19 protein-coding genes are annotated in these 18,711 nt (G+C 41.7%); 10 read left to right on the top strand and 9 right to left on the bottom strand.

All coding sequences use genetic code 11. The features are described 5' to 3' along the window. Positions 1-101: 101 nt before the first annotated feature. The 3 genes from P9989_RS02165 (at position 102) to P9989_RS02175 (ending at position 2,907) form a co-directional block, all read left to right on the top strand. Entirely contained in the window at positions 102-1,145 is a 1,044-nt protein-coding gene (locus P9989_RS02165; RefSeq protein ID WP_283077207.1) for a F0F1 ATP synthase subunit beta, read from the top strand. A gap of 369 nt (positions 1,146-1,514) precedes the next feature. Beyond that, positions 1,515-1,850 carry a hypothetical protein gene (locus tag P9989_RS02170; RefSeq protein ID WP_283077208.1) on the top strand — a complete coding sequence of 112 codons (336 nt, stop codon included), beginning with the start codon at positions 1,515-1,517 and terminating at the stop codon, positions 1,848-1,850. Positions 1,851-2,046: 196 nt separating this feature from the next. Further along, on the top strand, positions 2,047-2,907 hold the full coding sequence (locus P9989_RS02175) for an AraC family transcriptional regulator (protein ID WP_283077209.1): 861 nt from the start codon (positions 2,047-2,049) through the stop codon (positions 2,905-2,907). Positions 2,908-3,020: 113 nt separating this feature from the next. On the opposite strand, the gene P9989_RS02180 is transcribed toward P9989_RS02175, so the two are convergent. The 7 genes from P9989_RS02180 to P9989_RS02210 form a co-directional block, all read right to left on the bottom strand. Continuing rightward, entirely contained in the window at positions 3,021-4,673 is a 1,653-nt protein-coding gene (locus P9989_RS02180) for a methyl-accepting chemotaxis protein (RefSeq protein ID WP_283077210.1), read from the bottom strand. Beyond that, entirely contained in the window at positions 4,670-5,617 is a 948-nt protein-coding gene (locus P9989_RS02185; protein WP_283077211.1) for a BMP family lipoprotein, read from the bottom strand. The genes P9989_RS02180 and P9989_RS02185 overlap by 4 nt, the downstream gene beginning before the upstream one ends. A gap of 152 nt (positions 5,618-5,769) precedes the next feature. Beyond that, on the bottom strand, positions 5,770-6,777 hold the full coding sequence (locus tag P9989_RS02190) for an LLM class flavin-dependent oxidoreductase (RefSeq protein ID WP_283077212.1): 1,008 nt from the start codon (positions 6,775-6,777) through the stop codon (positions 5,770-5,772). A 116-nt stretch (positions 6,778-6,893) separates the two neighbouring features. Continuing rightward, complete coding sequence (locus tag P9989_RS02195) at positions 6,894-8,174, bottom strand: efflux RND transporter periplasmic adaptor subunit (protein WP_283077213.1); 1,281 nt, start codon at positions 8,172-8,174, stop codon at positions 6,894-6,896. Positions 8,175-8,190: 16 nt separating this feature from the next. Further along, a complete protein-coding gene (locus P9989_RS02200; protein ID WP_283077214.1) occupies positions 8,191-8,865 on the bottom strand; it encodes a hypothetical protein in 675 nt (224 codons plus the stop codon). Between the two features lie 125 nt (positions 8,866-8,990). Further along, positions 8,991-10,370: an MATE family efflux transporter gene (locus tag P9989_RS02205; RefSeq protein ID WP_487247020.1), complete on the bottom strand. Its 1,380-nt coding sequence runs from the start codon at positions 10,368-10,370 to the stop codon at positions 8,991-8,993. A 2-nt stretch (positions 10,371-10,372) separates the two neighbouring features. Next, positions 10,373-10,816: a MarR family winged helix-turn-helix transcriptional regulator gene (locus tag P9989_RS02210; RefSeq protein ID WP_283077216.1), complete on the bottom strand. Its 444-nt coding sequence runs from the start codon at positions 10,814-10,816 to the stop codon at positions 10,373-10,375. Positions 10,817-10,975: 159 nt separating this feature from the next. On the opposite strand from P9989_RS02210, the gene P9989_RS02215 reads away from it, so the two are divergent. From P9989_RS02215 to P9989_RS02245, 7 genes are all read left to right on the top strand, one after another. Further along, positions 10,976-11,911, top strand: a complete 936-nt coding sequence (locus tag P9989_RS02215) for a YegS/Rv2252/BmrU family lipid kinase (RefSeq protein ID WP_283077217.1) — start codon at positions 10,976-10,978, stop codon at positions 11,909-11,911. Positions 11,912-12,157: 246 nt separating this feature from the next. Continuing rightward, complete coding sequence (locus P9989_RS02220; RefSeq protein WP_283077218.1) at positions 12,158-12,619, top strand: MarR family winged helix-turn-helix transcriptional regulator; 462 nt, start codon at positions 12,158-12,160, stop codon at positions 12,617-12,619. A 63-nt stretch (positions 12,620-12,682) separates the two neighbouring features. Then, on the top strand, positions 12,683-12,802 hold the full coding sequence (locus tag P9989_RS02225) for an RAxF-45 family protein (RefSeq protein ID WP_283077219.1): 120 nt from the start codon (positions 12,683-12,685) through the stop codon (positions 12,800-12,802). A gap of 86 nt (positions 12,803-12,888) precedes the next feature. Further along, on the top strand, positions 12,889-14,727 hold the full coding sequence (abc-f, locus tag P9989_RS02230; RefSeq protein ID WP_283077220.1) for a ribosomal protection-like ABC-F family protein: 1,839 nt from the start codon (positions 12,889-12,891) through the stop codon (positions 14,725-14,727). 198 nt (positions 14,728-14,925) lie between these two features. After that, positions 14,926-15,558, top strand: a complete 633-nt coding sequence (locus P9989_RS02235; RefSeq protein WP_283077221.1) for an SDR family oxidoreductase — start codon at positions 14,926-14,928, stop codon at positions 15,556-15,558. A gap of 129 nt (positions 15,559-15,687) precedes the next feature. Then, complete coding sequence (locus tag P9989_RS02240) at positions 15,688-15,966, top strand: glutaredoxin family protein (protein WP_283077222.1); 279 nt, start codon at positions 15,688-15,690, stop codon at positions 15,964-15,966. Between the two features lie 68 nt (positions 15,967-16,034). Further along, on the top strand, positions 16,035-16,430 hold the full coding sequence (locus P9989_RS02245; RefSeq protein WP_283077223.1) for a YppG family protein: 396 nt from the start codon (positions 16,035-16,037) through the stop codon (positions 16,428-16,430). A gap of 303 nt (positions 16,431-16,733) precedes the next feature. Here the strand turns inward: P9989_RS02245 and P9989_RS02250 are convergent, their stop codons facing one another. Both P9989_RS02250 and P9989_RS02255 read right to left on the bottom strand, forming a co-directional pair. Next, complete coding sequence (locus tag P9989_RS02250; RefSeq protein ID WP_283077224.1) at positions 16,734-17,591, bottom strand: DegV family protein; 858 nt, start codon at positions 17,589-17,591, stop codon at positions 16,734-16,736. A gap of 60 nt (positions 17,592-17,651) precedes the next feature. Beyond that, positions 17,652-18,566, bottom strand: a complete 915-nt coding sequence (locus P9989_RS02255) for a DMT family transporter (protein ID WP_283077225.1) — start codon at positions 18,564-18,566, stop codon at positions 17,652-17,654. Positions 18,567-18,711: the final 145 nt, after the last annotated feature.

Raw genomic sequence — 18,711 nt, forward strand, 5'->3', positions numbered from 1 at the left:
TCTTTTTAAAGGAGTATTTGAAATTATTTTTACTCTTTAGAGTAACTTATTGTTGCTCTCAAACGTAATTTATATTACTCTTAAATTAGAGGGGGAGTATCATGGAAGATTTGAGGTTGAATGTAGCGTTGTTACGCAGGCGCGTTCCAAATCTGACCAAGGCTGCACGATCTGTTGGGCTACGCCCTGCAACAGTTTCTAATTTATGTACAGGGAAAATCCCTGTAGGCCGTTCTGAAGTTCGCACCCTGGCAGCTCTTGCATCACTGGCTGAATGTAGTTTGGATGAGTTGATCATAAGAGGGGAGAATGTGGAAATGATTGAAACTAGAATTAAAACGTTAGATCTGTTTGCACCCTTGGCAAAGGGTGGTACTGTTGGACTGGTGGCTCGACCAGGGATGGGGCAGCTTGTGGTACTCGCTGAAACTTTCTATCGATTAAGAAAAGAAGGCTATGTGACGGTCCTGCTTAAACCTGAGGGTGACGCTCCAGAGATTAACGATATCCATGATTACATGGATGTTGTGACCTCCTCAATGGAAGAAGCTTACGAAAAAATAGCCACAGCTGGAAAAGAAAAGGCTATAGCTTTTACTACCGACCGCAGTCATGTTCTGTCTGGTAAGGTATATGAAATACAGGAACGTTTGGCTTCTATTGGAGTTGAAAATGTTACAACATTTCTAGTGGATTTAAAAGGCGAAGCGGTGGATGAAGACCTTCCCTATGGACCTCTTGAAACCTTGTGGCAGTTTGACTCCGAATTGTCGGCACGGCATAAATACCCTGCTGTAAATCCGATGTATTCAACTTCTTCCGTGCTTGAGGGAGCACATATTGATCAGAACCACTTTTCTATTCAACAACGGGCTCAGAAATTATTACGTCGCTATCGGGAACTTTGCTCATTAGTTAAGGTCCAGGGCCTCGATAAAATACCTGCTTCTGAATTAACGACTTATAAGCGTGGGGAGCGATTAGAAGCCTATCTTACACAACCTTTCTATGTAGCAGAAGGCTTTACGATGCGAAAAGGAGAATCAGTAAGTTTACAAGAGACTATAAAAGATGTGCGGAAAATATTAGATGGAAGTACAGATTCTAAAGAAGTAAGTGAGCTTACAAACATCGGAAAGCTATAATCTTTGAATTTATAGAGATAAAGGTCCCGGCTACCTTTATCTCTTTTTTTGGCCCAAGGCACCGTGGGGTAGTTCGACGTTGGCACATGCCCCACAGGAGGTGGGGTAGTTCGGTGTTGGCACAGGACGTGCCGTTCTTAACGGAACTTCCTTAAATCCGAACTTAGTCAAACTTCCGCTATTCCCCGTCTTAACCGAACTTCCTTTGTCTTCTTTCTTACTCGAAATCCCACTTGGCGAGTCTGTCAGGTCACTTGCGCTTTTGTTTTCAGTTTAGTAATTACATTTTAAAAGGAAATGGGCAGTAGTTGTTGAAATAATATAGTAAGCAGGCTGCATAGAAGTGAAGAGAAATAGAGAGGGATGAGTATGGATATTATTGTATTATTAGTTGCGTTCGGGTTAATTTTATTTGGTTTTAACTGGCTTATGGGATACAAGAAGAATCATATTGTCATCGATTTCGACGAAAGGTATCAAGATTATAAAGAGTATATTGGGGCCATTCAAAGAGAACTCGTGAACCAGGGAAGAGTGGTCAGCTATAAAGGAAATAGCAGGTTCCTCATAGATGGACAGGTATATGTTTTCGTTGAAAGCAATATATCGATGGGTGGTGCCCCCTTGCAGAGAACAATTCTTAAACCTGAAAAAGGAGACAGTGAAGTATTACAACAAGTGAAAGGGAAAATGAATGTTAGGTAGAAAAAAGCCCAGCCAAAACAATGGAGAGTGATTATTTAAAAACTCATTTGCATAGCTAACAATACTCATATATAAAAGGTACTTCCCATCATACAGATGGGGAACAACACGAATCACAACCTGCCTTAGAAAAGCAAAAACGAACAGGTTTTAGTTCTTTCAGCTTGTTAGAATTTGGTTAAGGGAGTGAGCAATATTGGGCTGGGTTGAATCGTTGCAGCAGACTATTGATTATATAGAGGATCATTTGCTGGATCATTTAACTGTGAATAACATAGCTAAGGAGGCGAATGCATCACCTTTCCATTTTCAAAGGGTATTTACTCTTTTAACGGATATATCAATAGGGGAGTATATTAGACGCCGACGATTAACGTTAGCGGCGCAAGATCTATTTCATACAAATGTGAAAATCATTGACCTTGCCTTTAAATATGGTTATGAGACTCCCGAGGCTTTCACCAAGGCTTTTCGCCGACAGCATGGGGTTTCTCCAAGTCAAGCTCGACGGTACATGGGAAAGCTGCAATCTTATAACCGCCTGGTTATCCAGGTGAGTCTGAAAGGAGCAGAACCGATGAAATATCAAGTGGTAGAAAAAGAAGGTTTTCAAGTTGTTGGGATTAAGAAGGGGTTTTCTATTGCGAATGGAGAGAATCTATTAGAAATTCCAAAAATGTGGGATCAGGTGAACAGTGATGGGACGACCGATTTATTACTTCATTTAAATAGCGGTCCTATTGATGGAATGTTAGGTATATGTGACACTAGCGGCAAGAGTTCTTCGGATGAAATGAATTATTGGATTGCCGCCGCTTATGATGGAAAACCACAAAAGGGGCTAGTAAGCCTTGATATTCCTGCTTCGAAGTGGGCAGTATTTGAAGTTCATGGAGCTATGCCTGATGCAATGCAAAAAGTATGGAAGCAGATTTTCTCAGAGTGGTTTCCATCTGGCGGGTATGAGCATGCCGGCACACCTGAGTTAGAAGTGTACACAGCAGACGACCCCTACAGTCCAAACTGTTATTCCGAAATTTGGATTCCAGTAAAATAACAAGGGATGTAACAAAGAGGCTGGCACACAAATAATCCGAACTGATTTCAATAGAATTGTTCGGATTATTTTATACTTAATTCAGTTTTGTCCCAGTCTCTTTGATTGATTAGTTACCATTTAAAATGTTCCAGTTCTCTATTCATTTGATTGACCATGTTCCCTAATTCATTAGCTTCTTCCGTCATTTGCTGGAAGGCGTGCTGCTGTTCGCCAGCTGAAGCGGATATTTCTTCAGTTCCTGCAGCTGTTTCTTCCGTTATTGCACTTACATTTTCAACGGAAGTCGTTATTTGCAGGCTTTGTTCTTTGGATTGAACCATTCCCTCAACAACCTCATGTAACTGTTCATTAATTTTGTCCACTTGGGTTTTTATCAATGTAAAAGACTGCTCAGACAGGTTTACCGCTTCAGTTTGCTTTACAGCCAGCGAGACGGTTTCCGTCATTTCCTGTTCAATCACATTTACCCCTGATTTAATCTGTTGAACCATAGTTGAGATTTTACTGGTGGCATCAGTTGATTGATCAGCGAGTTTTCTCACTTCTTCTGCAACGACAGCAAACCCTTTACCATGTTCACCGGCACGAGCTGCTTCAATAGCTGCATTTAAAGCAAGCAGGTTCGTCTGCTCCGCAATTTCATTGACGAGCTTCACTGTGACTTCAATTTGGTCGGTATATCCAATGAAGTCTTGCACGGATGCTTCCACCTTAGTAATAGAGCCTTTATTTTTCTCCATCCCTTTGCGTTGTTCTTCAATAGCTGTTTGTCCTTCGTAAACCTTAGAAAGGGCAGCCGTGCTTGATTCTGATGCCTTTTTACTTTCCCGCGTATTTGCTTCAAAAGCTTGGTGCATCTGTTCCATCAGGGAGGCAACATCTTGAATATCGTTAGAAATCGATTGACTTCCTTGTGCTAACTCATCTGTCGAGCTCGTTACTTGCTGTGTGACTTCAGAGAGTCCTGTCATCTCGTGATTCAACTTGGAACTAAATCGCTCCACATTTCCTCCAATTTGATGTACCGATTTAACCGTTGACGTCAGGTTGTTCACCATTACTTGAAAAGACCGCTTCAGTTGGCCAATCTCATCCTTTTCTTTTTCGGAAACATGAATGGTTGTGGTTAAGTCACCTTCCGCCACCTTAGAGGCCTGCACAGCTAAATCCTTCATTGGTTTCGCTATATGTTTATTTAAGCGGGAGGTAGCGTAAATTGACAGCATAATCAGGACTATTCCAGCGATAATAGCAAAAAGGATTAATTGACTCACTGTTCTTGCTTGACTCGCCAAGTTGTTGTCATACCAGGCACGGGATTCTTGCTGTACCATGTACATGTCATTAAGAATTCCCGAAGTACGAGCCGATTGACGTTGGATTTCATTAATATCTTCTGCTTCGAGAGCTTCAGTTACAGTTTGCTGCCAGTCCTCATACTTGGTAACAGCTTGACTGTACCAGCGTTCTTGCTCTGATGTAGCCATTAATCTGCCAAGTTCATCGAGTGCTGACTTCGTTATTTTCATTTGACTTAAAGCTTCATTTTTCGTTGCTGCTGAAGGGTTGTACCCGTATGTATTCAGCGTTTGCTCAAGAGTGACAAGTTGCCCATTTACTTCTTTAGATTCTAGCAGTACAGCTACGTCCGAATTGGAGGAACTTTCAAGGCTAGTCATTTGATAGACAATGAAAGAGATTAGTGCCAGGCTAAGGAGCAAGGGGAGTAAGGTCATGGTATATAATCTTCGTTGTATTGTCATTGTCCCATCTCCTTATCCAGTATGGCTTGTTGCTTGTCAGTTAAGTCAATTAACCGAATGGGTGCCAGCCCTACACCTTTTTCTTTAACTCCGAGTGTGATTTGACTGCCTTCCAGCTGTTCTCCATTCACAAGTTGCTCCATCACATCATAAAGTGCCACGTCCAAGTACTTCAGCATCGACGTAACAACGGCTTTTTCTGCCACAAAAAATTGGTCACTGTCGACACCAAAGGCATAAATTCCTTGATTTTGAGCTTCCTTTAATGCCCCAATTCCCGTAAACCCTGCAGCTGGAAATACAAAATCAGCTCCTTTTTCAACCATAGCCTCGGTGATCTCAGCTCCTTTAGCATCATCGTCAAAGGTCTCTGCATATTGCACAAGTACTTCAGCATCAGGATTTACTTTTTTTACACCCTTTGCAAATCCTGTCTCAAAACGCTCTACCACAGGAATTCTTTCGCCTCCAATGAAGCCAACGACGTCAGACTCTGTTCTCATCCCGGCAATCAGTCCGATTAAATAGCTGCCCTCGTCCTCTTTGAAGGTGATAGATGTTACATTATCAAACTCGGAAACAGCATCAATTAACACAAACTGCTGCTTCGGGTACTCTTGAGCCAATTCATCAATAGCGGCTTGCGAATTATAGCCTAGTCCAATAATTACGTCATGCCCCTGATTGATTAAATCCTTCATATGTTTCTTGTATTTTTTATCAAAAGGTTCACGATAATCGAAAGTAATTCCCAGTTCGTCCCTGGCTTGTTCTAATCCTTTGAAGGCTGAATCGCTAAACGAATCGTCACCAAGCCCGCTCTCTGTTACAAGCAGACCGGCACTAATTTCGTTATCTGTATCTTCAGATTGCGCCTCATGTTCAGCGCAGCCAGCGAGTAATAGTATTCCTAGTATAAATAGACCGACCCAATGTTTCTTCATGTTCCCACTCCTATCGTATGATGTCTGACAACATATGATATCGGCTTCTTTTAAAGAAAATGAAGGGGGAAATTTACGAAATAAAACTTTTAACGGTAGAGAAGCAATTCAGGAAATAAAAAAAACACTATGATGAAAATCATAGTGTTTTTTTATTTAATTGTAGGTTCACGGAGCTGAAAAGCTTCAGCTAAAAGCTCATAAGATTTCATGCGTTCGTCAAAAGGAGAAACAATAGTGTTCACAATAACTTCGTCAACTTGATAGTAGCTGGCAAGACTTTCTATTTCACTTTTGACTTTTCCCGCTGAGCCAACGATCATCCTGTTACGGTTTTCCTGAATACGCTGCTCATCAGACATTGTATATGAGTAGTTGAATGCCTCTTCAGGTGTGGGGAAATGATGGCGAATCCCACCTTGTTCAATTTTTAAAAGAGCGAGGTCTAAACTGGCAGCCAAGTATTCAGCCTGTTGGTCGGACTCAGCACAAACGGCGAATATGGATACGTTTCCTTGAGGATTTCGCTGCTGCAGGGAAGGGTGGAAGGCATCTTTGTAACGGTCCATTGCGCGTGCTCCGCCATACCCGCTAATAAAATGGGCAAATGAATAGGATACCCCAAGGTCTGCTGCCACTCTTGCACTTGTTCCGCTTGAGCCGAGCATCCAAACTGGCGGTGCTGTTCCGCCTTGCGGAGCCGCAAACACTCCCATGCCGTGAGGATCTTCCCCGTGCAGATAGGCGATCAGTTCTTCGACTTGTGCGGGGTAACCTTCTATATTTGGAACTTCCCCTCTGTTTAAGGCTAAATTGACATTTGGGATGCCGCCGGGAGCACGCCCCACTCCTAAGTCAATCCGATTAGGATGCAAGGTTTCCAGCACCCGGAAAGTCTCAGCCACTTTATAGGCACTATAGTGTGGGAGGAGGATTCCACCCGTCCCTATGCGAATTCGCTCAGTTTGGGAAGCTAGATGGGCTGTTAACACTTCGGGAGAAGAACCTGCTAAACTATGAGTACTATGATGTTCGGCTACCCAAAACCGGTAATAGCCAAGCCGGTCAGTCCATTTTGCTAACTCTGTTGTTTGTCTTAAAGCATCGCGTGAATCCATCCCTGTTAGTACAGGAGATTGATCCAATACACTTAATTTCATTTTCTTATCCCCTTAATAGTATATCTCTTTTCATCTATCATCCCATGTGAAGAATCTGAAGGCAAAGGAACGGATTATCGGACATGGACACTGCAGGCTAACAAGCGCGGAAAATATTATCTGTTCATCAGTCCTAAAAGTCCATAATCAAGCATTAGAGAAGGGTCAATCTCAAAAAGGCTTTGAACCTCAAAGTGCTCTAATTTCAATGGTGTAAGGAACACTGATCCTTCGCGAAACTCGTCTTCAGGTTGGTCGGCTAAATATTCGCCTTCTTCTAACCCTTCGGTAACTTCTACAATTCTATCCTCTCTGATCCCAGTTTCAATTTCTCTTTTTTCCAACCGTCCTCGATCACCCATGACCCATGCTGAGGAATTTCCCAGATTCTTTAATACGTCATCATAAGCAGCGACAGCATCGGTTGCCTCAGCCGTTATAATTTCAACGTTTGCATGGTAGCCAGGTCTTACTTGTTCCTTGTTTTCTTCTATAACGATTTTATATGGGTAATGACTGGGCTGCTGAACGTCTACGTTCTTAGGGAATGGTTTAATGCTTTCAACTAAACCTGTAACTTCCACCTCTAGGTCCGGGATTCGCACATACGAACTCATGCCTTCCTCTACTTGTTTTCTGTGTTCCTCAGACAACTCTCCGCTGACAATCAAATTGCTGGACGACAGGGTAAGCAAAGGAGGATGGAGATTTTCCGACAGATTTGTAACCACTCCCGAAAATTCGCTAGTTACGGTGATTGACTGGCCTGTCTCTTCAAGCTGACGCAGCTGATTCTCTACCATAGAGAGGTGAGCTTGTTTTTGAGAAAGCTGAAGTTCTTTCTCTGCGATTGCTTTTTGTTTCATGAATTCAGTTTCGATGGTCTGAGATTCACTGCCTTCCTGTTGTTGTGGTTCCAGGTCTTGCGAAAAGGAATCATCAGGGGAAGACTCAGGGATAAAGGAAGGCGGAGATGCCCCACCTGTTTCCGGAACTGTAAAGCTTCCCAGCTCATTAATATAGTTTGTGAGGGAGATGATCTCTTCTTGTAGGCGAACAGCCTTTGTCTTCAATTGAGTCAATTGTTCTTCATAATTCACGACTTTATATGTATAAAGCTCATCCCCTTCTGAAACCTCATCCCCTTCTTCCACTAAGAACTCTTGGAAACTGCCGGATTGTTTATCAAAGTAAACAGGGTTTGTTTCATTAGAGGTAAAAATACCGCTTGTATGGATGGATTCAAAGAGATCCTCTGTAAAGGTGGAGGACCACTCATTAATATACGATTTTCGATCGACTTCACTGTCCCTATCGAAGTAAATAAGGCTGGCATTTAGGGTTAAAAAAGCAATGATCAGTAGACCGCAAATTCTTACTTTGTAGCGTGTTCTCATCGTCTTCCTCCCAGCGTTAGGATGTAAGTAGATGCACGATATATGTATCATAATGAGTCAGAGCTGCAGTGCCTGCCCATAAGGTCAGGTGCCATAGAGTCACACCTGTTATAATCCGGCCTTTTCTTGATGTGGAAAGATAGGAAAGACATTTGATTTGAAACCAAATAATAAAGAATTGAAAAAGGGTAATTGCTCCAAAGAAATAGATCAACCACTCAATATTTGTTATGTAAGAAGCTATAACACCAAACGAGAAAGGCGATACATACCAATCAAGCCCGACATATACCATAAGTGGAATCCATGTAATACGCTCCAGCAGCATAACTAGTATGACATTCATCTGAATGACCATAATTTTTTTATAGGGCAGGCCAAACATAATCCAAAATAACAAGGGTGCAAAAAGAAGGACCCCAACAAATAAAAGCAGCCCATAGGCTATTCGTCCAATTATGAACCACGCTTTGTAAAGCTCATATTCGGTCCCGCTAAGTTCATTCATATTCATGGACAAAGGGGCAGTACCCAGACCAATCCAAGCTGTCCAAATGTATGTAAGGACCGTTAACACCATGAGGGTGAAAAAAGCTCTCCAAAACCGACGTATGGTTTCAGCTTCTCTTAGTTTAAATAACTGATCATCCCGTTGTGTAAACCATTTTAAGATTCGGATTGAATAATTCATATGCGTCATCCTTTGAAATCTGTCTACTCCCTTCTAAGTTTAACTTAATTTGTCAAAGCTTGCTATATCAATCTATCAATTAATGGAAAAGCGCCGTCCCTTCGCGAGACGGCGCTGAATCGTGATTAATGTGGATGCACGGGCGTGTATGGGGGAGTTTCCTCCGCCTTTGTAAAAAAAAGTTTACGATCCTTATATAAAAAGAAGATAGATAAGGTAAAAGCCAAAATATCTGCCAATGGAAAGGCTAACCAAACCCCGGTTACACCAAAGAAGTTTGGAAGAAGTAAGACCAGGGGAATAAGGAATAAAACCTGCCGTGCCATCGAAAGAATTAAGGCAGGCTTAGCCATGCCAAGTGCTTGATACAGGCCGCCGCTTACCACTTGGACTCCGATTAGAACAGACATCGCAAACATGATTCTCATGGCATACGCCCCCGAGTCAATGACAGTTTGGTCGCCCGTAAAGATATGCATGAGAATTTCAGGTAATGTCATCATAATGATGAAGATAAAAGCAGAGATGATCGTGACAACTTTCATGCCGAGCATGATGGTCTCTTTTAATCTGGTGAACTGATTACCTCCGTAATTATAGCCGATAATGGGCTGCATACCTTGAAGGACGCCGATCATCGGCATGATGGTAAACATTGTTAACTTATGGACGATCCCGAAAACACCTACTTCAAAGTCGCCGCCATACTTAATTAACATAAAGTTAATAGAAATAATCATAATACTTCCGGCAACTTGACGGACGAAAGCAGGCATCCCGATCGTTAGTGTTTCTTTAATGACTAACATCCTTGGCTTTATCTCGGACAATCTTAATTCCAGACTCGATTTGCCTGAAAGGAAATAATGTAAGACCACAATACTGACGGAAGCTTGAGAAATGACTGTCGCGACGGAAGCACCTTGAACTCCCATTTCTAAAACAAAAATAAAAATGGGATCCAGGATTATATTTAATACAGCAGGAATAATCATTGTGATCATGGCAAAGCGGGAGTTACCTTCTGAGCGGATAATGCTGTTGGTCGTAAAAGAGAATGAAAAAAACACAGATCCAAGCATAATAGGGAAAAGGTAATCGGCCGCGTAGGGGAGAATGTCAGGGGTGGCCCCGAACAAAACTAACAACGGCTTCATAAAAGTGAAGGCGCCTATTATCCCCACCACGCTAACGAGTAAAATGATAAAGATAATATTGCCGAACACTTTATTTGCGGCTTCTGGCTTACTCTCGCCGAGCCGTCTCGATATGACTGATGCTCCCCCGATTCCAACAGCTGCTGAGATGGCCATCATAATCATCATGACCGGGAAGCCGATGCTAACACCAGCCACCCCAAGAATTCCGACCCCTCTCGCAATGAATAATGTATCTACAACATTGTAAAGCGCCATCACAAACATGCCGATCATGGCAGGAATGGATAAATTCCATAGTAATTTTGGAATCGGCTGGGTGCCAAGGCGCTGACTTTGCTCTTTCATGGTCATGACCTCTCTTTTAAGTGTTTTAAGTTATTTTGGATTTTTTGAAGACACGAGATCATCACTTGCTGATCTTTCTCAGCAAGCCCAAGACTGATTTCATTTTCTATATTCTGAGCAATAGTCCAAATGGTCTCATCCAGTTGAACCCCTTTATCGGTCAGCTTAATGAGCTTAGACCGTTTGTCGTTGGGACAGATCTGTTTCGTGATACATTCGTTCTTCAAAAGAGATTCGATAATCCCATTCATGGAAGAAGCTTTAATGTACAATCTATTTTGCAATTCAGTTTGACTTTGTTCTCCGTGATTCGCCAGAAAATAAATGACTTTCGCTTGTGAATAGGTTAATCCATAATCACTCAGTTTCTCGTTAAATACGTTTTGAATGAAATGTGAAATCACATTGATGTTGTAACCTAGCAAAGGGTGTATGTCACGATCCATAAATTAGTTAGCCTCCTAAACAAAGTTATTATAAGGCAACGGACAATAAAGGTAAATGATTTTGCATTCCGCCTTTCTATTAGAAAAGTCTTTTGGAAAAGTTTTCAGCAATTGATAAAATAGACGCTCACAGGGTATAAGAGTCAAGAGGGGGGATGCATGATGCCTCGTTATCAACGTGGAATTTTCGTATATAATGGCAATATGCAGGGGGAAGATCTGGAGCAAAGTTTGACCGTTACGCTGCCAGTACTTGCCCAGGAAATAAAAGAGTTAACAGTCATTCAGACCCATTCATTGGGAGAGTTAAGAAAGGTTTGTTACGAATATGGTCCTAAGGTAGAGGTGTTCGTGATTTTAGGAGGAGATGGAACATTGCATGAATGCATCAACTATTTAGCTCCACTAGAATCCAGACCCGTTCTCCTTCTCCTTCCAGGGGGGACGTGTAACGATTTCAGCCGGGTATTAGGCACACCTCAAAATCTCCAGCAGGCTGCAACACAGCTTCTTCAAGGGGAGGAAGTGAAAGTGGATATAGGGAAGGCTGATGATCGCTATTTTACGAACTTCTGGGGAATAGGGCTTGTCACAGAAGCTTCTTTTAATATTGACTCTGAGCAAAAGAATCGAATTGGTGTATTGAGTTATTTTATCAGTGCCATAAAAACCATGAATCAAACAGAGCCATTTTCCTTTACATTAAGGATTGATGGAGAAACGGTTAACGAGGAAGCAGTAATGGTTCTAGTCATGAACGGGCGATTTATCGGGACGAGAGAAGTTCCTCTTCCTGATTCCCAGCTTCAGGATGGCGAACTTGATGTATTAATTGTGAAGAATTCCAACCTTACTACATTTAAAGAACTTCTCACAATGAACAGGCCTGGAGCAGACCCTAGTAAATTCCAGGAATTATCCCATATGCAGGGGCAACAGGTCAGTATAGAGGTGGAAGCAGAAAAAGAGGTAGATATGGATGGGGAAATTATGGGCAGCACTCCTGCTCGAATAGAAGTTCTACCAAATCACTTCACGTTTCTATGTGCGGACCCTACTGTATTTCATAATGTACAAGGTTCAATAAGTAAATAAATACGGCTGAAATCCACTCGGAAAACCGGTTGGGTTTTTTGAGCTGGGCATAAGGTTTATAGTTTCAGAAATCGAATAATTACTCTCTGAGGTTCATGCTGTTTTTATGCACGCTAATAATCTTAAGAGATTTGTCAGGTACTGTTCGGTTTCAGATGCCGAGCTCCATACCTTTGTTTGACAGTGTAAATTTGTTATCTATATACTGTCTTTAAGTAGAGGACAGATGAGAGGGCGAGGATTACTATGGATGAACAAGAACTGTATCTTAAAAAGAAACAAGACCCTTCTTTGAAGCTGTTTGTCGTCCTGGCAAAGGCTCAGCGCGCAATTGCTGACTTAGTGAAAGATGATATTCAAAGCTTTGGTTTAAACACAACTGAATTTGGTGTGTTGGAACTTTTATATCACGAAGGCGATCAGCCGTTACAAAAAATAGGGGAAAAGATTCTCTTAGCAAGCGGAAGTATAACGTATGTTGTAGATAAGCTGGAGAAAAAGGAATACTTAAAGCGCGTACCATGTCCTAATGATCGGCGTATTACGTATGCAGCTATAACGAGTAAAGGGAAAGAATTGCTTCATGGAATATTTCCTGATCATTGGAAACAAATTGAGATGATTACCGGAGGCTTGTCTGAAGACGAGAAACGGCAAGCCATCGATTTACTGAAGAAATTAGGGAAGTATGCGGATCAGCAGAAGTAGTAGCAATATTTCAAAAAGTGAGCTATAATGATCCTATGACTAAAGACAAAGGAGGGAATGAAGATGTTATCAAAGCACGTGATAGATCGCGAATTGCTCTATATTAACCGTGCGCTTTTTCATGATTTAACTGTTCAAGGGATTCGTATGTCCAATTTTCAGTTGAATAATGGAAAAAGATAATGTCTCATACCTGATTATAATTTTTACCGAAGAAAGTCAGAGGTGGCGAGACCTCTGGCTTTTTTTGTCTTTAGGAGGAAACAGATATGATTACAGTGAAAGATGTGTACAAAATTATAGGCGGCAAAGTGTTGTTTGAGTCGCTTACTTTTGAAATAAATGAAGGACAGAAGATAGGCTTAGTAGGGAGAAACGGGAGCGGTAAGTCTACACTGTTTCGGTTAATCACAAAAGAAGAAGAGCTTGATGGAGGAGACCTATTTATAAAAAAAGACCTGGCAATCGGTTATTTAAGGCAAATCCCTGATCAATTTAATGGCACGGCTAAAAAGTATTTAGAAGCCGCATTCACAGAGCTAAACCAATTATTAATGGACATGCAACGTCTAGAGAAAGAAATGTTGGATCCTGAAAAAATGGAAAAAGCACTCTCTCGTTACGGAGAGGTCCAGGATCAGTTCACAGAAATGGGCGGCTATGAAGTGGAGGCCATGATCAGCCAGGTAGCTAATGGACTTCGTGTCGAGCAACTGCTGGATCTGCCCTTTAGAAGTTTGAGTGGGGGAGAGAAAACAAAGCTTTCACTCGCCAGAATTTTATTAGAAAAGCCTGAAGTCTTGTTACTGGATGAGCCGACGAACCATCTGGATTTAGTAGCGATCGAATGGTTGGAGCAATACTTGCTTCAATATAAGGGTGCAGTATGCATCATCTCCCACGACCGTTCATTCCTAGATCATACGGTCTCAACTATTGTGGACCTCGAATCTGGTGTAGCACAGAGTTATAAGGGGAACTACTCTTCTTTTGAACAACAGAAAGAGGAGCAGCTGCTGGCAGAATTTCATCAGTATCAAGAACAGCAAAAGAAAATAAAGAAAATGAAAGAAGCCATCAGACGGCTGAGGCAATGGGCCAATGAAGCTAACCCTCCAAATCCTAAGCTGTTTAAAAAGGCTAAAAGTATGGAGCGGGCCTTAGAAAAGATGGAGAAAATCAATCGTCCAATTCTTGACCGTAAGAAAATGGGCTTAACGCTTCAGGCGGATGGTCGCAGCGGCAACGATGCTCTGACGGCTGAAGGAGTAACAAAAGGGTATCGAGGACGTTTAATCTTGGATGAAATTTATTTAAATCTTCGCTATAAAGAGCGACTTGCTATCGTAGGAGCTAATGGAAGTGGTAAATCTACACTTCTTAAACTGCTGCTCCAGCAGGAAAAGCCAGATGCAGGAGTCGTAAAGCAAGGAAGTTCTATTCAAATTGGATACTTGCCTCAAAATCCATTGGATGGGGTTGATGACCAGCAGCGAATGATCGATTATTTCAGGGAGTATATAAGAGTAACAGAAGGACAGGCTAGGCATTTGCTGGCAGCATTTATGTTTTATGGGTATGATGTATTTCTGAAAATCGCTCATTTAAGTGGCGGGGAGCGGATGCGCCTTAAGCTGGCTGTCTTTATGCATGAAGGGGTTAATTTACTAGTTCTTGATGAACCTACGAACCATTTGGATGTGGAATCACAAGAAGTTTTAGAAGAGGCACTAGAGCATTTTGAAGGAACGGTTATTGGTGTTTCCCATGATCGTTACTTTTTAAATAGGTGCTTTAAGGAAACGGCCTACCTCGTAGAGGGAAGGCTCTATCGATATCTGGGATCGTACAATGAGACGAAGGAAAAATGGCAAGGGTTATTAGAGAAACCTGTGAAGATGGAACCACCAGCTAAGGCCAAGCCCTCCAATCCAGCGATTAAAGAGGTGCCTGTAGAAGAAAGAATTATGAAGCTTGAACAAGATCTAAATGAAACAGATGAGGCACTCAAACGGGAGACGGGTACTGCTGAATTAAAGGTATTACAGAAAAGAAAAGATGTATTAACTGAACGGATCGACCAGTTGTATGATGTCTGGATGAATTAGCTCTGTGCGCACACCAATTTTAACCGTACACCTCTGGAACCGCATTAGTCGAATCGCTTCCTATCATTTCTAGGGCACCTGGAGCCTTATTAGCTTACAATGAATTTTTTCCACTTCATCATTAAATAGTCGTTTAAACCTCCGATTACCAGGGTAGATTATCGAGTAGTCATAGTATAGAAGGAGGAGCAAGCAATCGTGCGTGTCTTAGTAATAGGAGCAAATGGTAAAGTAGGAAAACATATCGTAGATAAACTAAGTGATTATGGCCACGAACCAGTTCCTATGGTCCGGGATACTGATCAATTCCCGCATTTTGAGGAAAAGGGACATAAACCAGTGCTTGGCGATCTGGAAAAAGATTTTGACTCAGCGTTTTATAATATAGATGCGGTTATTTTCGCGGCTGGATCCGGTCCGCATACGGGCGCTGATAAGACGATTCTGATTGACCAAGAAGGGGCTATCAAAGCTATCGAGCGTTCGAAATATTTTGGAATTAAGAAATTCGTGATATTAAGTTCGATCGCTGCCGATCGACCGGAATCTACTCCCGATACGATCAAGCATTATATGTTTGCCAAGCATAGAGCTGATGAACACTTGAAACAGTCAGGCTTGACTTATACGATTGTCCGACCAGGTATATTAACGAATAATTCAGGCACAGGGAAAGTTAAACTTCAGAAGCATGTTCCCGGTTTTGAAAAAATTCCTCGTGAAGATGTAGCCGAGACAATTTCTTTTTTACTGTCTGAATCTCAAGCCTTAAACAAGAGTTTTGACCTAGTTAGTGGTGAACAGCGCATTCAAGAAACTTTGACAAATTAGTAATGCATTCAGGGGCATCCTCGCCCCTCGTGTGCATTTTTTTTGGTGTTAAAGTTTAACTGTAGATGAAATGGGTATTATAAAGTAAATATTACAAAGGAACTAGAAAGAGAGAATGGAGGGGTGTCAATGATCGGTCACGAGGTTATAGTGTACACCAGTAATGACTGTGTGCAATGTGAAAAGGTATTAGCAAAATTGAGTAAATGGAATATAGCTTTTGAAGAACGTAATATTTCTAAGGATGAGAGGCATTTCAAAGATTTAAAAGCACAACGAATCTATGCTACGCCTGCTACCTTTTTTAACAGTGAAAAGATTCTTGGTTATCAAGAACGCAGGTTGAGACGAGCGCTAGGTATCCCGTACGACGCAACATTTCAAAAAACTTCAAATATATCATCATAATTTCAAGTGATTTATTGTCACTTGCTTTTTTTTACACTTTTTCCCCTTAGTAACATAGGCTATAGTAAATGAATGAAAAGGTGGAACTGATTGTGTACACTTACACTTATCCTTATAATTCTTATTACCCTTACTGTCAGCCAGATAGCCGTACCAATACATCCCCTCCCTATTATAATCATTACAACCCTTATGGTAATTTTGCATCGCCACCTAATGCCATGTGGAATCAGGGGATGTACGCTTACAACAATCCTTACACGTATGGTTATGGACAACAGGGATACAATGAAGGTGAGCCTGCAGCGGCATCGAAGAGCAGTGTTGTTTCTTATTTTCAAGATGAACAAGGACAGTTGGACTTTGATAAAATGATGTCTACCACAGGTCAGGTTATGCAAACAATTCAGCAGGTTTCCCCAATTGTTAAAGGGATAGGGTCTTTCGTAAAAGGAATGAAATGAGGCGCGCCATTTTTCTCAGGCGCGTTTCCTTCCACGTAAATTATAGAGAATTTGAATGGGCAGGTGGACAATAACGAGTGTTGGTGTTTATGCATCCATGGTTATACTGGAAGTCCAACTCCCGCGGGGCCGTACCCGAAAAAGGTCCTCCTTCACCTAGCTAGGGGCCAGCTAGGTGAAGGAGGACCTTTTCATGTTCTGACAGGGAGAGACCGTCACTTTCTTCAGGCACAAGCTATTAAATCATTACTCCAATTTATCGTTCCAGTTCCCGTCATAAAGCCAGAGGAGCTTCCACTGGCTTTAGTCATTTTTAAAAAATGCAATAACGATGCCACCTTCTCCTGCATGGGTTGAAATAATCGGTCCCATCTCTGTGAAAATGGAGTCTTTGAAGTTATAACGGTCCCTGATGCTTTGAAGAACTGACTTGCCGCGTTCTTCATCATTACTATGAGAAATTGCGATCACTTTGTCTTCAAATTGATGGGAATATTCTCCGATTTGTTCGATGAAGCGGCGGAGGGATTTCTTGTTCCCCCGTACCTTTTCGGTCACCTCGATTTTCCCTTGCTCAGTAGCTTTCATAAGCAGCTTTATATTAAGGGTTTTTGCAATAGTACCTTTTACCTTATCAAGACGACCGCCCTTAATGACATTTTCCAGCGTTTTTAAGATGAAGAGGGTAGTGGTTTGCTCGATTTTCTTCTCCATATGAGCGACGACCTCTTTGAACTTAATGCCGTTTGCTGACATCGCAGTGGCTTCATGGACCAGGAGGGCAATTCCGCAAGAAGCCGTTTTTGTATTTAATACAGCTATGGAACGGTTAGGCTCTTCTTCAAGCAGCATTTTTTTCCCTATCACGGCACTCTCGTATGTGCCGCTCAATCCTTGAGTAAGTGCCAGAACAATAATAGGCGTATCCTTATCTACTTCCTTATACTTATCGTAAAATTCGTTAGGACTGGGAGAAGAGGTGCTAGGAAGCGTAGTAGCTTCTTTCAGTTTTTCGTAAAATGTTGGCAAATCGATCGTCAACCCTGTTTTATAGTGGTCTTCATCAAAATGAAGGTTTAAAGGGACTACTTTCAAGTTATGTTGTTCAACCATGGCTTGAGGTAAATCGGCCCCTCCATCAATAATTAGTTGAATCGACATGGTGTTCACCTGCTTTCTTATAGTAAGTTTCTGTCTCGCTGCAGTACTTTGGAAAACTTGTTAAGAGTTATGGGAATTATGTGTAATTTTTGGTTTTCTTAATTTTTTGGTACTAACAATAAAGAGCATAAGTCCAAATAGAACGATGGATCCTCCGAGCCACTGATACCAGGAGATTTGTTCATCGAGCACCACGTAAGCGAGAATGGAGGCCCCGATCGGCTCTAAAAGTATGCCCATGGAGATGGTAGAGGTGCTGATCCATCTTAAAGACGCATTAAACAGCGTATGACCAAAAAAAGTTGGTACAATGGCCAGCGCTAAAAATATCAGCCATTGGTGACCGGAGTATCCCGTAAAGGAATAGTTAAGTACCAGGTTATAAATAAATAAACTAAGCGCGGCGACCCCGTACACAATAAAGGTATAAAATAGCAAGGAAAGTCGCCTTCTTAAGTTCTGTCCTAACAGAAAATAGGCTGTCACCATCACTGCCCCAAGAAGGGCGAGGATATCTCCAACCAGTGCCATTCCACTAATTCGGAAATCACCTGAACTAATAATCACACTTCCTGTTACAGCGATAACCATGCTTAGTAAAGCCCCTGCAGTGAAACGCTCTTTAAAAAACAGAAATGTTCCTAGAAATGCGAATAGAGGCTGCATAGATACGAGGATTACAGAGCTGGCAACTGACGTATAATTTAGGGATTCAAACCATAATATAAAGTGTGAAGCCAGGAAGATACCTGCAAAAGTAGCTAATACCCATTCTTTTGAAGAAATTTCTTTGAACTCATGGGTGTGGTTCCACATAACGTAGGGGAGCATAATAATCACAGCAAGCACCAACCGATAGAAAGCGATCATGGAAGCTGGAGCGTCCCCGGCCAGTTTAACCAATATAGCTGAGGTTGAAATAGATAGTACACCAATTGCTAACATGAAATATGGATGAAAGGGAGGCTTATCCAAACCTGACCCTCCTTTTGTTAGGATCACTAGCATATACCCTGATAATAAAGCATATATGGCTGCCAAGCTTCTTTTAGTTATATATTAAAACGCTTTACATCATTTTATCATTGATACGTTTGAAAAGCATAATAAAAATGTGTAG

The sequence above is a fragment of the Halobacillus naozhouensis genome (genome assembly GCF_029714185.1).
GTDB classification, from domain to species: Bacteria; Bacillota; Bacilli; order Bacillales; family Halobacillaceae; genus Halobacillus_A; species Halobacillus_A naozhouensis.

Coding starts and splice junctions, on each gene's coding strand:
- P9989_RS02200 (WP_283077214.1), bottom strand. CDS start 8,865: ATGAATTATTCAATCCGAATCTTAAAATGGTTTACACAACGGGATGAT.
- P9989_RS02220 (WP_283077218.1), top strand. CDS start 12,158: ATGGATGAACAAGAACTGTATCTTAAAAAGAAACAAGACCCTTCTTTG.
- P9989_RS02205 (WP_487247020.1), bottom strand. CDS start 10,370: ATGAAAGAGCAAAGTCAGCGCCTTGGCACCCAGCCGATTCCAAAATTA.
- P9989_RS02210 (WP_283077216.1), bottom strand. CDS start 10,816: ATGGATCGTGACATACACCCTTTGCTAGGTTACAACATCAATGTGATT.
- P9989_RS02165 (WP_283077207.1), top strand. CDS start 102: ATGGAAGATTTGAGGTTGAATGTAGCGTTGTTACGCAGGCGCGTTCCA.
- P9989_RS02170 (WP_283077208.1), top strand. CDS start 1,515: ATGGATATTATTGTATTATTAGTTGCGTTCGGGTTAATTTTATTTGGT.
- P9989_RS02215 (WP_283077217.1), top strand. CDS start 10,976: ATGATGCCTCGTTATCAACGTGGAATTTTCGTATATAATGGCAATATG.
- P9989_RS02195 (WP_283077213.1), bottom strand. CDS start 8,174: ATGAGAACACGCTACAAAGTAAGAATTTGCGGTCTACTGATCATTGCT.
- P9989_RS02240 (WP_283077222.1), top strand. CDS start 15,688: ATGATCGGTCACGAGGTTATAGTGTACACCAGTAATGACTGTGTGCAA.
- P9989_RS02185 (WP_283077211.1), bottom strand. CDS start 5,617: ATGAAGAAACATTGGGTCGGTCTATTTATACTAGGAATACTATTACTC.
- P9989_RS02250 (WP_283077224.1), bottom strand. CDS start 17,591: ATGTCGATTCAACTAATTATTGATGGAGGGGCCGATTTACCTCAAGCC.
- P9989_RS02180 (WP_283077210.1), bottom strand. CDS start 4,673: ATGACAATACAACGAAGATTATATACCATGACCTTACTCCCCTTGCTC.
- abc-f (WP_283077220.1), top strand. CDS start 12,889: ATGATTACAGTGAAAGATGTGTACAAAATTATAGGCGGCAAAGTGTTG.
- P9989_RS02245 (WP_283077223.1), top strand. CDS start 16,035: ATGAATGAAAAGGTGGAACTGATTGTGTACACTTACACTTATCCTTAT.
- P9989_RS02190 (WP_283077212.1), bottom strand. CDS start 6,777: ATGAAATTAAGTGTATTGGATCAATCTCCTGTACTAACAGGGATGGAT.
- P9989_RS02225 (WP_283077219.1), top strand. CDS start 12,683: ATGTTATCAAAGCACGTGATAGATCGCGAATTGCTCTATATTAACCGT.